Origin of the sequence: Nocardioides sp. GY 10127, from assembly GCF_004919085.1 — a bacterium.
Lineage (GTDB): Bacteria > Actinomycetota > Actinomycetes > Propionibacteriales > Nocardioidaceae > Nocardioides.
The window spans coordinates 148,406-161,992 of sequence record NZ_STGL01000008.1 but is presented as its reverse complement, the minus strand read 5'-3'; the positions used below and the strand labels follow the sequence as shown (position 1 = coordinate 161,992).

The 13,587-nt window shown below is 75.4% G+C and carries 12 protein-coding genes; 9 read left to right on the top strand and 3 right to left on the bottom strand.

Annotated elements, in window-relative coordinates; genetic code table 11:
* Nucleotides 1-13: 13 nt before the first annotated feature.
* The 3 genes from E8D37_RS15430 (at nucleotide 14) to E8D37_RS15420 (ending at nucleotide 3,795) form a co-directional block, all read left to right on the top strand.
* Nucleotides 14-1,888 carry a glycosyltransferase family 2 protein gene (locus E8D37_RS15430; protein ID WP_136570719.1) on the top strand — a complete coding sequence of 625 codons (1,875 nt, stop codon included), beginning with the start codon at nucleotides 14-16 and terminating at the stop codon, nucleotides 1,886-1,888.
* Between the two features lie 126 nt (nucleotides 1,889-2,014).
* The gene (purU, locus tag E8D37_RS15425; protein WP_240770481.1) at nucleotides 2,015-2,926 is read left to right on the top strand and encodes a formyltetrahydrofolate deformylase; all 912 of its coding nucleotides are present in this window, start codon (nucleotides 2,015-2,017) and stop codon (nucleotides 2,924-2,926) included.
* Nucleotides 2,927-3,003: 77 nt separating this feature from the next.
* The gene (locus E8D37_RS15420) at nucleotides 3,004-3,795 is read left to right on the top strand and encodes a formate/nitrite transporter family protein (protein WP_136570718.1); all 792 of its coding nucleotides are present in this window, start codon (nucleotides 3,004-3,006) and stop codon (nucleotides 3,793-3,795) included.
* A 99-nt stretch (nucleotides 3,796-3,894) separates the two neighbouring features.
* Here the strand turns inward: E8D37_RS15420 and E8D37_RS15415 are convergent, their stop codons facing one another.
* Nucleotides 3,895-4,746: a hypothetical protein gene (locus tag E8D37_RS15415; protein WP_136570717.1), complete on the bottom strand. Its 852-nt coding sequence runs from the start codon at nucleotides 4,744-4,746 to the stop codon at nucleotides 3,895-3,897.
* 168 nt (nucleotides 4,747-4,914) lie between these two features.
* Here E8D37_RS15415 and E8D37_RS15410 point away from each other — a divergent pair, with 168 nt between their 5' ends.
* From E8D37_RS15410 to E8D37_RS15395, 4 genes are all read left to right on the top strand, one after another.
* Entirely contained in the window at nucleotides 4,915-5,736 is an 822-nt protein-coding gene (locus E8D37_RS15410; protein WP_136570716.1) for a hypothetical protein, read from the top strand.
* Nucleotides 5,737-5,846: 110 nt separating this feature from the next.
* Entirely contained in the window at nucleotides 5,847-6,716 is an 870-nt protein-coding gene (locus E8D37_RS15405) for a hypothetical protein (protein ID WP_136570715.1), read from the top strand.
* A gap of 120 nt (nucleotides 6,717-6,836) precedes the next feature.
* Nucleotides 6,837-7,520, top strand: coding sequence for a VTT domain-containing protein (locus tag E8D37_RS15400; protein ID WP_136570714.1), 684 nt, complete (start codon nucleotides 6,837-6,839; stop codon nucleotides 7,518-7,520).
* A 20-nt stretch (nucleotides 7,521-7,540) separates the two neighbouring features.
* On the top strand, nucleotides 7,541-8,899 hold the full coding sequence (locus E8D37_RS15395) for a hypothetical protein (protein ID WP_136570931.1): 1,359 nt from the start codon (nucleotides 7,541-7,543) through the stop codon (nucleotides 8,897-8,899).
* 30 nt (nucleotides 8,900-8,929) lie between these two features.
* Here E8D37_RS15395 and E8D37_RS15390 read toward each other — a convergent pair whose 3' ends face one another.
* Nucleotides 8,930-9,508: a TetR/AcrR family transcriptional regulator gene (locus E8D37_RS15390; RefSeq protein ID WP_136570713.1), complete on the bottom strand. Its 579-nt coding sequence runs from the start codon at nucleotides 9,506-9,508 to the stop codon at nucleotides 8,930-8,932.
* Between the two features lie 96 nt (nucleotides 9,509-9,604).
* Here E8D37_RS15390 and E8D37_RS15385 point away from each other — a divergent pair, with 96 nt between their 5' ends.
* On the top strand, nucleotides 9,605-10,915 hold the full coding sequence (locus E8D37_RS15385; protein WP_136570712.1) for an NAD(P)/FAD-dependent oxidoreductase: 1,311 nt from the start codon (nucleotides 9,605-9,607) through the stop codon (nucleotides 10,913-10,915).
* 231 nt (nucleotides 10,916-11,146) lie between these two features.
* Nucleotides 11,147-12,235, top strand: a complete 1,089-nt coding sequence (locus E8D37_RS15380; protein WP_240770480.1) for a 2-oxoglutarate and iron-dependent oxygenase domain-containing protein — start codon at nucleotides 11,147-11,149, stop codon at nucleotides 12,233-12,235.
* A gap of 34 nt (nucleotides 12,236-12,269) precedes the next feature.
* Here E8D37_RS15380 and E8D37_RS15375 read toward each other — a convergent pair whose 3' ends face one another.
* Nucleotides 12,270-13,511, bottom strand: a complete 1,242-nt coding sequence (locus E8D37_RS15375; protein ID WP_136570711.1) for an ROK family protein — start codon at nucleotides 13,509-13,511, stop codon at nucleotides 12,270-12,272.
* Between the last annotated feature and the right edge of the window lie 76 nt (nucleotides 13,512-13,587).

Genomic DNA, 13,587 nt, shown 5'->3' with positions numbered 1-13,587 from the left:
GGGGCGACGCGGGGTGACGGCCACCGACGCGCCGGACGTCGGCGCACCCGGCAGCCCGGAGGCGGTCGCGGACCACTACCGCTCGGTCGACAGCGCGCCGGCGCGGTACGCCCTGGACCGCCCGGCGCGCGCCGCCAACCAGGCCGTCGTGCTGTTCCTCGCGCTCTCGGTGCTGGGGCTGCTGGCGATGGCGGTGGCGATGGACGCGGGCTGGTTCCGGCAGGGCCGCGACCTCGTGTGGTTCACGGGCGCCGACCCCGGGGGCCCGGCGGCGCAGGTGCCCGCGCGCGTCTTCGTGCTCACCTTCTACGTGGCGGTGGTCGCCTCGCTGGCGACGACGCTCGGTCGCCGCCTGGTCATGGCTGCCCAGCTCGTGGGCGGGTTCCTCCTCGTCTGCCTGGCGATCGACCTGGTGGCGCTCGCCGTCCACCGGGCCCTCGGTGTGGGTGTGGACGTGCAGTCCCAGCAGGTCCTGGCGGCGCTGGCGGGGATGGCGCTGTTCCCGGTCGTCGTCCTGGCCAACGCCCAGCTGCCCCCGGAGCCGGCCGCCCGCAGCGGCACCCGCCGGCCGGGGGACGCGGCCACCGGCCGCATCGCCTGGCACGCCTGGGTGCGGCTCGGGGTCGCGCTCCTGGTGGCGTTCGTGGGGGCCGCGCTGGCCCTGGTGCTGCTCCAGGGGGTCGTGGCGTGGGCCCGGCAGCACGCGCTGCTGGGCGGCGTGGGACCGGGGCTCTTCCTCGTGCAGCAGGTCTTCGCGGTGGTGGGGCTGGGGTTCGGGCTGCTCCTCGTGCGCCGGTCGCGGCGCGCGTCCTTCTCGCCGCCCGTGGGCGTCCTGGTGCCGGCGCACAACGAGGCCCACCTGATCGCTGCGACCATCGCCGCGGTCGACACCGCGGCGGCCGCGTACGCCGGGCCGGTGCACCTCTACGTGGTCGACAACGCCTCCACCGACACCACGGCCACCGTGGCGCTCGAGGCGATCGCCGCGTGCACCGCGATGACGGGGGAGGTGACGTCGTGCCGGGAGCCGGGCAAGGCGGTCGCGCTCAATCAGGGGCTGTCCCGCGTCCGCGAGCCGTTCGTGGCCCGCATCGACGCCGACACGCTGGTGGGGGAGCGCTGCCTGGACCTGTGCCTGCGGCACTTCTCGCGGCCGGACGTCGGCGCGGTGGGCGGGCTCCCGCTGCCGACCGGTCGGCGCAGCTTCTTCGACCGGGTGCGGCTCGTGGAGGTGCTGGTGCGGCACGGGTTCTTCCAGGTCGCGCTCATGGGGTTCGACGGCGTGGTCGGCGAGCCCGGCATGTTCGTCGTCTACCGCGCCGAGGCGCTGCGAGCGGTCGGGCCGATCGTCCAGGGCATGAACGGCGAGGACACCGACATCTGCCTGCGGATGGGCGCCGCCGGGTACCGCTCGCTCAGCGAGCCCCGGGCGTCCTACGCCTCCGAGACCCCGCAGAGCTGGGCCCACCTGCGCGAGCAGCGGGTCCGCTGGTTCCGCAGCATCTACCACGTCACCTCGCACAACCGCAGCGCCGTGCTGGGGCGCACCTCGATGGCCGGCGCGGTCGTGCTGCCGTTCCAGCTGCTCAACGCCGCCCACCGGGCGATGCTGCTGCCGCTCCTGCTGTTCGCCCTGGTGCTGGAGGGCGTCTTCAGCGGCCCGTTCGCGGGGCTGCGCTGGCAGCCGGTGGCGGCCACCGTGCTGGGCCTGCCCATGCTCGTGGCGATCGGGGTGTGCCTGGCGTGGCGGCGGCCCCTGGCCGTCCTCTACGTGCCGGAGTACCTGTTCTTCCGGCTGGTCCGCAGCTACTTCACGCTCGCCGCCGTGCTGTCGCTGGTCTACCCGCCGGTCGGGCGGCGCGGGCGGCCCGGGCGCACCGTCGGCTGAGCCAGTGCGGGCGCACCGGCGGCTGACGCGGCGCCGGTGCCCCGGACGCGGCCCGGCGGAAGTACCGTGTGCGCTCGTGGGGAGACGTCCCCGCCGCTCGCCCCGCTCGCAGGAGGAACTGTTCTCGTGACCGTCCCGGACGCCTCGTCGACCACGGCCGCCCCGCTCCCGCTGTCGGGCGGCGGTGGCAGCACCGCCTCGCTGGTCGTGCAGGGCCGCGACGGCCGGGGCATCGTCGCCGCCATCGCCGAGGTGCTCACCCGGCACGGCGCGAACATCATCTCGCTCGACCAGTACTCCGACGACCCGCTCGGCGGGAACTTCTTCCAGCGCACCGAGTTCAGCCTCGAGGGCCTGGCGGCGGCGCTCCCGGCCATCAGCGACGACCTCACGGCGGCGCTGGCCGACTTCGAGCTCGACTTCACGCTGCGCGACACCTCGGTGCGCAAGCGGGTCGCGATCTTCGCCTCCAAGTCCCAGCACTGCCTGCTGGACCTGCTGTGGCGCCACCGCCGCGGCGAGCTGCCCGTCACCATCGCGATGGTCATCTCCAACCACCCGGACACCGCCCCCGAGGTGCGCTCGTTCGGCATCCCGTTCTTCCACGTGCCCTCGGCCGGCCCGGACAAGTCCGCCGCCGAGGCCGAGCACCTGCGGCTGCTGGACGGCAACGTCGACTTCGTCGTGCTCGCCCGCTACATGCAGATCCTCTCGGGCGACTTCATCGCCAAGGTCGGCGTGCCGATCATCAACATCCACCACTCGTTCCTGCCCGCCTTCATCGGCGCCGGCCCGTACGCCAAGGCCAAGCAGCGGGGCGTGAAGCTCATCGGCGCCACGGCGCACTACGTCACCGAGGACCTCGACGAGGGCCCGATCATCGAGCAGGACGTCATCCGGGTGACCCACGCCGACACGGCGGCCTCGCTCCAGCGACGCGGCGCGGACGTCGAGCGCGACGTCCTCTCGCGGGCGGTGCACTGGCACGCGGAGGACCGCGTCATGCGCCACGAGAACCACACGATCGTCTTCGCCTGACCGTCGCCCCCCGGAGGCCGTTCCTCGGCGCAGCGCGTGCACCGAGAGGGTGGTCCGGCCGCTCCTAGGCTTCTCCTGTGAGCAGCAGCGAGACGCGGGACGGCCACCCGGAGCCGGCCGTCGAGGAGGCCTTCGACCGACTGGTCGAGGAGGGGCAGGAGCGCCTGGAGCGCCCCCTGCTGGCGCAGGTGTCGACCGGCCTGCTGGGCGGCATCGACGTGGGCTTCGGCATCCTCGCCTACCTGGTGGTGGAGAAGGAGACCGGCGAGCCGCTGCTCGCCTCGCTCGCCTTCGGCGTGGGGTTCGTGGCGCTGCTCCTGGCGCGCAGCGAGCTGTTCACCGAGAACTTCCTCGTGCCGGTCACCTCGGTGGTGGCCCGGCACGGCACCTGGTGGGGCCTGGCCCGGCTCTGGGCCGTCACCGCGCTCACCAACCTGCTCGGCGGGGCGCTGGTGATCTGGCTGCTCGTCACGGCGCGGCCCGACCTGGAGGACGTGGTCGTCGAGAACGGGCTGCACTACGCGGGGCTGGGCGTCTCCGGGGAGAGCCTGGCGCTGGCGGTGCTGGCCGGCGCGGTGATCACGCTCATGACCCGGATGCAGCACGCGACCGAGAGCCTCGGGGTCAAGATCGTCCCCGCGCTGCTGCTCGGGCCGCTGCTGGTCGGTGCGCAGCTGTTCCACTGCATCCTCGACACCGTGCTGGTGATGGGCGCGATGATGGCCGGCGCCGACATCGGTCTCGGCACGCTCGTCCAGGTCTTCGCCTGGGCCGCCCTCGGCAACGTGCTGGGCGGAATCGGTCTCGTCACCGCGATCCGGCTGCTGCGCGTGCGGCGGCGGGTGGCGGAGGCGCGGGCCGCGGTCTGACGCGGGGCTCGTCCGTCGGGAGACCCTGATCGGGGTGGATGCGGTGCGTCTCGTCCACCGCATCCACCCCGATCGCGCGCTCCCGTGGTCGCCGGCACCTCAGGCGGGGTCGGCGGGGTGGTCGGAGTGGTCCTCGTCGGAGTGGGTCACCCACAGCCAGCCGACGAGCACGGCGAACGCGACCAGCCCGACCAGCGTGACGACGCCGGTGGTGAGGCCCAGGCCCGGAGGGGTGGACGTGCGGGCGACCGCCAGCCCGTCCGCGATGCTCGCGCCGAGCGGACGGGTCAGGGAGTACGCCGTCCAGAAGCACGCGACGGCGGAGGCACCCAGCCGCCACGCGACCAGCGGCACCAGCATGAGCGCGCCGAACAGCACCACCGACCACGCGTAGCCGAGGCCGAGCTCGGAGGCGGTCGTGTCGCCCAGCGCCGTGCCGAGGCCGAAGGTGAGGAGGACGGTGCCCCAGTAGAACCGCTCGCGCCGCGGGGTGGTGATCGAGTGGATGTCGAGGGTGCCCTCGCTGCGGCGCCACCAGGCCAGGACGCCGAGCAGGGCACCCAGGTAGAGCAGCGAGTCGACCGCGTAGGGAGTGCCGAGCGCGACGTGCGGGCCGTCGGCGACCATCGTGCCGAACAGCGCGACGCCGAGGACGGTGCCCCAGTAGCGGACCGGGTGGTAGGAGTCGGCCCGGAGCTGCCACCACAGCAGGGCGAAGAACCCGCCCACGCCGATGACCCCCGCCGCGACGAGGTTCCAGGTGCCGAGGAAGTCGGCGGCGGTCTCGCCGATGCCGGTGGTCAGCAGCTTGACCACCCAGAACACCACGAGGACCTCGGGCACCTTGGGCCGGGCGAACGTGCGGCCCGTCGAGGTCGTCGGGGAGGACGCCGGGGAGGCGGCGCGCGTGGCGGCGGGCATGGCGGCGGAGGGCGGCTGGGAGCGCGTCATGACACGGAGGGTGTCGCCCGGCACCTGCACGGGACCTGACCGTCGGGCGGCGGCCCGCTCGGCGTCGGCCCGCCCGGCATCGGGGCAGTGCCCGGGGCGGTACCCGGACCTGGGGAAATTCGAGCCCGCTCCGTGCCCGTCAGGTGTTGGGCGCTCCACCATCTGGTCATGAACTCCTCCGGTCGTGCCGGACTCGCGGCGGTGCAGCTCCTCGCGCTGCTCGCCGCCGCCGTCCTGGTTCTCGGGCCGCGGCCGCGCCTCGTCGTGCAGCAGTGGGAGTCGCGGACGATCTACCCCGTCTGGGTCGTCGCGATCCTGGTGGTGGCCGTCGTCGCCGTCCTCGTCTCCGCCAAGGCCCGTCCCGGGTCCCCACGCTGGGGCGCCGGCCTCGGTGCCCTGGTGGTCTGCGGCGCGCAGCTGGCCGGGCTCGGCCTCTGGGCCGCGCGCCACTGGAAGGTCGTCACCTTCTACGGGTTCGTGCCCTCGCAGGCGCTGGCCCAGCAGCTCGTCCTGTGCGCGGCGCTGCTCGCGGGCACCGGTGCGCTGCTCGTCGCGAGCGTCGTGGTGCTGGTGCGCCGGACACCGACCGGCCCGGCGGCCCCGGGGGGCGGCCCCGGCCGTGCCACCCGCGTGGCGCGGTTGCTGCTCGGCGTCCTCCTGCTCCTCGGCTACCCGCCGCTCCTGGTGCTCACCGGGGGCTCCGAGCTCCGCGACCCCTCGTCCCTCGTCGCGCTCGTCCTCGTCGTGGGGCTGCCCTGGGGCGGCGGCCTGCTCTTCGCCTCCCGGGGCCTGGCCGGCGCCCAGTGGGGAGCCCAGCGCGGCGCCCTGCTGGCCGTCGCGGTGCTGGGGGTCGCCTGGGCGATGGTGCCCGCCACCGCCCTGGAGCTGAAGGCCGATCCGCTGCTGCTCGTGCCGGCCGTCGCCGCGGGCCTGCTGCTGGTGGTCGACACCGTCCCGGCGCTGCGCCGCGCCCACCCCGCCGGGGCCTGAGCCCCGGCGACCCCCAGGTGCGGGACGCGGCGAGGGAGTGCGTCCCGCGACTGGGGTAATTCACCGTGACGGCGCTGGGTCACGGTCCCGCGCCCGCCGACGATCGAGCCATGGAGATGCGTCGTCGCGTCGGCAGCACCTGGGTGCAGCTCGGCGCCCTGGTGGCCGCCGCCGTGCTGGTGGTGGGCCCCACCCCCGAGGTCGTCACCCGCTGGGAGGGGGCCACGGTCCACCCCCGCTGGACGCCGGCCCTGCTGGCGCTGGCCGCGGGCTGCGTCCTGGTGGCCGCGGGCGCCGACCGCGCCGGCCGTCTGCGCGAGGTCGCGCTCGGGGCCCTCGTGGTGCCCGCCGCTCAGCTCACGGGGCTGGGGGTCTGGGCCGCCTGGCGCTGGCACGTGGCGGTGGACGCCGGCCGGCTCGACGTGGCCCCCTCCCGGCTGCCGCAGCTCCAGCTGTGCGCGGTGCTCCTGGCCGCCGCCGGGCTCTGCCTGCTCACGTCCGCCCTCGCCGCGCTCGCCGCCCTGGCCGCGACCCACCGGGCACCACGCTCCGGTCGCGGCGCCGCGGCGGCGCCGCGCTCCGTGCGCTGGGCGCGACGGCTGGTCGGCGTGGCGGTGCTCGCCGCGCCCGTCGTCCTCCTCCTGGGGGGCCTGGACGCCGTCCGGCCCGCTGCGCTCGTCCAGGTGCTCGCCGTGGTGGTGCTGGCCGGGCAGCCCTGGGGCGGCGCGCTGCTGCTGGTCGCCGGCCGAGGGGACTGCGTCCCGGTCGGCGTCCTGCTGTCGGTGCTCGTGCTCTCGGTCTGCTGGGTCCTCGCGCCGGTGCCGGGCCTGGCCGTGGGGCTCGGGACCGTGCTCGCGGCCGGCGCACCGCCCGTGGCCGTGGTCTCGGCCCTGCTTCCCCCGGTCGCCTGCCTGGCGCTGCTCGGCGTCGGCCTGCTGCCCACCGTCCTGCGCACCCGGGGCCGGGCCGTGACGGCCTGAGCCCGGCCCGAGCACGGCCTGGTCGCGCGGTGCCCGGCGCCCTGTCGTGGTCCCCCTCACCCCGCCGGGGGAGCGGCGGTCAGGTTGACTGCAGGCGCGGTGGGCAACCGTAGGGCTGTGATGTCCTACCTGACCCCGCTGCTCTCCTCCCTCGGCCCGTGGGCCGCGGTGCTGGTCGGGGCCGTGCTGTTCGTCGAGACCGGTCTGCTGGTGGGCTTCTTCCTGCCCGGCGACTCGCTGCTCTTCGCCGCGGGCCTGCTGGCCTCGTCCGGCGTGCTGTCCGCCCCGGTCTGGCTCATCGGCCTCGTGGCGTGGCTGGGGGCCGCGCTGGGCGACCAGGTCGGGTACCTCATCGGCCGCCGGTGGGGCGTGCGGCTCATCGTGCCGCGGGAGCAGGGCGGCCACCGCCCCCGCTGGCTGTCCGGGCACCACATCGACGCCGCGCACGAGTTCTTCCTCCACCACGGCCACAAGGCCGTCGTCCTGGCCCGCTTCGTGCCCCTCGTGCGGACCTTCACCCCCGTCGTGGCCGGCACCCTCGACATGCCGCGCCGCCGGTTCACGGCCTACAACGTGCTCGGCGGTGCGCTCTGGGTGCTCCTGCTCATGGCCGCAGGCTGGTACCTCGGCGACGTGCCGTTCGTCGCGACGCACGTCGACCTGGTGACCCTCGCCCTCGTCGCGATCTCGCTGATCCCGGCGGCCGTGGCGGTGCTGCGGCGGCGGGCGTCCTCCCGCGGCGAGCAGGCCCCCGAGGACGACCCCGAGAACGACTCCGACAAGAACGCTGTGCGTCTCCCGTGAGCGCCGCTACCGTCGGCCCCGTGCACGAGAACGGCACCAGGGGCCTGAGGACGACCGCGCTCACCGGACGGGTCGGCCCCGCCGTGGTGGTCGCGCTGCCCCTCGCCGTCTGCCTGCTCTGGTGGTGGGCCCGGCCCGCCGGGGAGCAGACCGGCTCGTACGTCGGCCAGCTCGCGGGGGCGCTGTCGGTGCTCCTCATGAGCGAGGCGATGGTGCTCGTCAGCACCCTGCCCTGGGTCGACACCTGGTTCGACGGGATCGACCGCGCCGCGATCTGGCACCGCCGGGTGGCGATCCTCGGGCTGGTCCTCCTGCTCCCGCACATCCTGCTGGCCCACCACCACAGCAGCTCCTCGTGGGCGAACCCCGCGGGCGTCGTGGCCACCGTGGGCCTGGTGACGCTGGCGGTGTGGGCCATCCTCCCGCGCTGGCGCTCGATCACGCCGCGGGCGGTCCGCGGCTGGGTGGAGGCCGCGCGCGCGTGGCCGCCGGCCGACCTCCTGGGCCGGCTGCTCGGCAGCTACGACCTCTGGCGTCAGGTGCACCGCCTCACCGGGCTCTTCCTCGCGATCGGCTTCGCCCACGGCCTGGCGGACGCCTCGCCCTTCGCGGACGCCCCCGTCCTCGCCTGGGTCTACGTCGTCACGAGCGGGATCGGCCTGGCCTTCTACGTGTACCGCGAGCTGTTCGCCCGGCGCGGCCACGGGCTGCGCGACTACCAGGTCGCGAGGGTCAGCGCGGTGGGCGAGGGCCTCACGGAGGTGGCGCTGCGCCCCCTCGGCAAGCCGCTGCGGTTCTCCCCGGGGCAGTTCGCCATGTTGAATCTCGAGGCGAAGGACGGCTGGCACCGGCACCCGTTCACGCTGGCCGGCTCGCCGTCGGAGCCGGAGCTGCGGGTCACGATCAAGGCGCTGGGCGACTACACCAGCTCGGTCGGGGAGCTCGTCCGCCCGGGCATGCCCGCCGTGGTCAGCGGGCCGCACGGCCGCTTCACCCACGCCAAGGGCACCGCCGACCAGGTGTGGATCGCCGGCGGCGTCGGCGTCACGCCCTTCCTGTCGTGGCTGCGCTCGCTCGAGGCCCAGCCGCCGCGCGGGCGGGTCGACCTCTTCTACTCCGTCGCCGACGAGGCGCCGTACCTGGAGGAGATCGAGGGCATCGTGGACGCTCACGACGACCTCCACCTGCACCTGGTGCGCTCCCGGGTGGACGGTCGGCTCACCGCCGAGCGGGTGCTGGACGCCGTGCCGGCCGCCCCGGCCGACGTCTCGGTCTTCCTCTGCGGCCCAGAGCCGATGGTCGCCTCGCTCCAGCGCGGGCTGGTCGACGGCGGCGTGCGCCGCTCACGGCTCTTCCGCGAGCACTTCGACTGGCGCTGAGCCGGGCCACCAGCGGCGGCCAGGAGCCCGTCAGTCCGCCCGGCCGGCCAGGGAAAGATCGGCCAGGGCGGCCGCCGCGACCGCGAGGTCGTCGACGCCCTGGGCGAGCTCGTCGGGGGTGTCGGTGACCAGGTCGAGGTGGAAGCCGTAGAGCGAGGAGTCCACCAGGGCCGTGACCCGGGGTGCCCGCTCGGCCGGCACCCCGCAACGCACGAGGTAGGCGCGGATCGCGCCGACCCAGCGCTCGCCGCCGGCCCGTGCCCCCGAGCGGTGCGGCTCCTGCCCGAGCAGCCCGGTGGCGGCCGCCTGGAGGTAGACGCGCAGGCCCGAGGCCAGCGGCTCCGTCTGGTAGGCGCGCCACAGCGCGTTGACGCCCGCGCGCACGCCGGACGCCGCGGGCAGCGCGTCGATGGCCGCGATCGACCGCTCCTCGGTGCGCAGCACGACGGCCATGACGAGGTCGTCGCGGGTGCCGAAGTGGTAGACGAGCATCCGGTCGCTCGTGCCGACCGCCGCGGCGACCGGGCGCAGCGTCAGGCCCACGACGCCGTGCTCGAGCACGTGGTCGGTCACACGCTCGAGGAGCGCCTCGCGGGGTCGACGGGTCACCGGTCGCACTGTAGCGTCTGCTTCATTCTGTAGCGACCGCTACACAAGTCTTGACGAACGAGGACGGCGGCCACCGAGCCGCCCGGAGGAGCAGGCATGAGCGAGCGGGTCATCGTGGTCGGGGCGGGTCTGGCGGGGCTCGCCGCCGCCCGGGAGCTCCTGGCGCAGGGCGTGGAGACGACCGTGCTCGAGGCGCGCGAGCGGGTGGGCGGGCGCACCTGGAGCGTCGTCGACGAGTCGACCGGCTTCGCGATGGACATGGGCGCCGAGTGGGTCTCCCCGGGGCACCACACCACCATCGAGGCCGAGCTCGCGCGCCACGGCCTCGCCCTGGTGGAGCCCGAGGCCGACGGCCGCTCGGACTGGTTCCTCGACGCGGGCCTGCGCCACGGCGACCAGCCCCTGGTCGGTGACGAGCTCGTCGCGTTCGAGGCCCTCGTCGTCGCCCTCGAGAAGGACGCCGCCCGCGTCGACGCCCGGAGCGCCGACTGGCACGCGGCGGCCGCCGACCTCGACGTCCCGTTCAACGCCTACCTGGACTCCATCGGGGCCGAGGGCGCCGCGCGCGACCGCGTCCACATCCGCTGCTGCGCCCTCATGGGCGCCCACGCCGACGAGTACAGCGCCCTCACGATGCTCCACGAGATCGCCTCCTACGGCTCGGTCGAGGCCGCGTTCGAGGGCGACTCCCGCCGGGTCGCCGGGGGCACCGGCACCCTCGCGGCCGCCATTGCCGCCGGTCTGCCCGAGGGTGTCGTGCGCCTCGGCACGCCCGTGCGCGCCGTCCGCGTGCTGCCCGCCGGCGGCGTCGAGGTCGTCACCGACACCGAGACCCTCACCGCGGACGCCGTGGTGGTCGCCGTCCCCGTCAACACGCTGCGCGACGTCGACCTGGACGTCGAGCTCACCCCCGCCGCCCGCGAGGCGATCGCCGTCGGGCAGGCCGGGCGGGTGGCGAAGGTGTGGCTGCACACCGAGGGCCTGCCCGCGCCGCTGATGACGCTGGGCTGGCCGCTGGTGCCCGAGGCCTACACCGTGCCGGCCGAGCGCGGCCAGGCCGTCGCGGCCTTCGAGCTGGTCGACCCCACCGACCCGGCCACCACCACGACCGCCGTCATCGGTGAGCTGACCCGCCGCTACCCCGAGGCGGTGGTGGCCGAGGAGAACCTGGGCCACGACTGGCTCAACGACCCCTGGGCGCGCGGCACCTGGCACACCGCCCGGGCCGGCCAGCAGCAGGGCTGGGCGGACCTCGCCGCGACGTCCGGGCCGGTCCTCTTCGCCGGCGGCGACCTCTCCCGCCGCTGGGTCGGGTGGATGGACGGCGCCCTCACCTCGGGCGCGGACGCGGCCGGCCGGGCCGTCGCGCTGCTGCGCACCGGCACCACCCCGCCCGTCGCGGGCTGAGGCTCAGCGCGACCGCGAGGTCGTGTGCCTGAGCGCGCCCCCAGCGCGTCCTCCAGGCACACGACCTCGGCCCCGCGGCGCCGAAACATCGGCGTCACCCGGGCGGCGTAGCCTCGGCCTCGCCGGAGCCAACGGACAGCAAGGCGCAGCGCACGGACGCGGCGAGCCGGGAAAGCGGACACCTCCGGGGCAGCACCACCCGCCGACCACCGCCACCCCGCAGGAGCACCCGTGACCCAGCAGCCCAATACCCAGCAGCCCAGCGACCAGCCGCCCTTCTCCGTCCCCACCGTCGACGTCTCGGCCTACGTGCGCGGCGGCACCGACGACGAGCGCGCCGCCTGCGCCCGGGCGATGGACGCCGCGTGCCGGGAGGTCGGCTTCGTCCAGGTGGTGGGCCACGGCGTGCCGACCGCCACCGCGGACGCGTTCGCCGCCGCGCTCGACGCGTTCTTCGGCCTCGACCTGGAGGCCAAGAAGGCGTGGGTGCGGCCCGCGCACGAGAACCGCGGGTACACGGCGCCGAAGTCGGAGAGCCTCGCGCTCAGCCTCGGCGTCCAGTCCGAGACGCGGATGAAGGACTTCTTCGAGGCCTTCAACATCGGCGCGTCCGTCTCGGAGCACCCCGGCCTCGACCTCGACGACCTGGGCGTCGCCGGGCACTACGCCGAGAACACCTGGCCGGACGTGCCGGGGTTCCGCGAGGCCGTGGAGGCCTGGCGGCGGGAGGCGGCCCGCGTCGCCCGCGTGCTCGTCGACGTCTTCGAGGACGCCCTGGGCGTCCGCCCCGGCACCCTCACCGACCTCGTCGGGCACCCCATCGAGCTGCTGCGGATGAACAACTACGCCCTCGACGCCGGGATCGAGGTCGAGCTGGACGAGGACCTCGTCGGCATGGGGGAGCACACCGACTTCGGGATCGTCACCGTGCTGTGGGCCGACCAGGTCAAGGGGCTCCAGGTGCTGCGGGAGGGGGAGTGGCACGACGTCATGCCCACGGACGGCGCGCTCCTGGTCAACCTCGGCGACCTCACCACCCGGCTCACCAACGAGCAGTGGCTCTCGACCCTGCACCGGGTGAAGCCGCCGATCGTCGGCGGGACGATCCAGCGCCGCCGCTCGGCCGCCTTCTTCCTCGACGGTGACGCCGAGAAGACCGTCGGCCCGCTGCCCGGCTTCGTGGACGAGGCGCACCCCGCCCTCTACGCGCCCGTCAGCATCGACGAGCACATCGCCGCCAAGCTGAACGGCTCGCGGGCCGGCGTCCTCAACACCGCCGCCGAGCGGGAGGCGCAGCGGGTCCTGGCCGCGGGGGTCTGAGGCCCGCCCCCGCTCGCCCTCACCCCGCCCGCCCTCACCCCGCCCGCACCGCCAGGTCCTGGGCCAGGCGGAGCGCGCCGCGCAGCGACGCGGTGTGGTCGTAGGGGCCGCACGAGACGCGGACGCGCCGCGCGAGCTCGGGGTGCAGCAGGTCGAGCAGGCGGGAGCGCACGCCCGCGATGGTGGGCTCGAGCGAGAGGTCCCGCGGGCCCGCCACCACGACGGGCGGGACGCCGAGCGCGGCCAGCGCCGGGGCGAGGGCGGTGCCCAGCGCCAGGCCGGCGTCGCGCAGCGCCCGCACCGCGGGGACGTCCCCGCGGGCGACGAGACCGCCCAGGTCGTCCGGGACGAGGTGGCCGTGCACGGGCGCGAGGGCCCGGCAGACCGCCGGCAGGGACGCGAGCGACTCCAGGCAGCCCCGGTTCCCGCAGCTGCAGATCTGGCCCTCGGGGGCGATCACCAGGTGGCCCACCTCCCCGGCCAGGCCGCTGCTGCCGCGCACGAGTCGCCCGTCGAGCACCGTGCCCATGCCGAGCCCGGTGCTGAGCTTCACGTAGACGACGCTGCCGCCACCCGACGCGTCCGTCCCGGGGTCGTGCGGCTCGTGGGTCTCGGCGGCCACGGCGAGGGCAGCGGCGTTGGCGTCGTTCTCGACGGCGAGGGGCACCCCGAGGGCGGCCAGCTCGGCGTGCACGTCGACCCCGCACCAGCCGGGGACCAGGGTCGGGGCCTCCCGGCCCGCGACGCGCCCGTCGGGCAGCGCCGGCTGCGGCACCGAGACCCCGAGCGCCAGGGTGCGCCCGTGCCGCGGGTGACGCTCCACCAGCGCCCTCATGCGTACAACTGATGATCGCAAGGCCCCCACCGGGTCGTCGTCCACCGGGCCGGTGCACCACCGCTGCTCGAGGACCTCCCCGGCCCCGGTGGCGATCGTCGTGCCGACGTGGGCGTGCCCGACGTCCAGCGCCAGGAGGAGGCCCCGGGGCGACGGGAGCTGCAGGACGGTGGGGCGACGGCCCCGCGAGCCGGCCTGCTCCGCGAGGCTCTCCACGAGGCGTCCGCCCTCGAGGGCCTGCGCCACCACGCCCGCCACCGTTCCGCGGGACAGGCCGGTGACCTGCATGATCTGCGCGCGGGACAGCGGCCCCTCCGCCGCCACGCAGGCCATGACGACGTCCCGGCTCCGTCGGCTCGGGCCCACCGCGTGGTCGGTCGGGCCGCGACTCGCCTCCGCGCGGTGGTCGCCGGAGGTCGGCCCGTCCTGCAGCCCCCTCACAGGGAGGCCGTCCTGCGCGCCGCGGCGCTCTCGGGAAGGTCTCCTGTGAAGTAACTGTGTTCAAGAGTTCTATTGA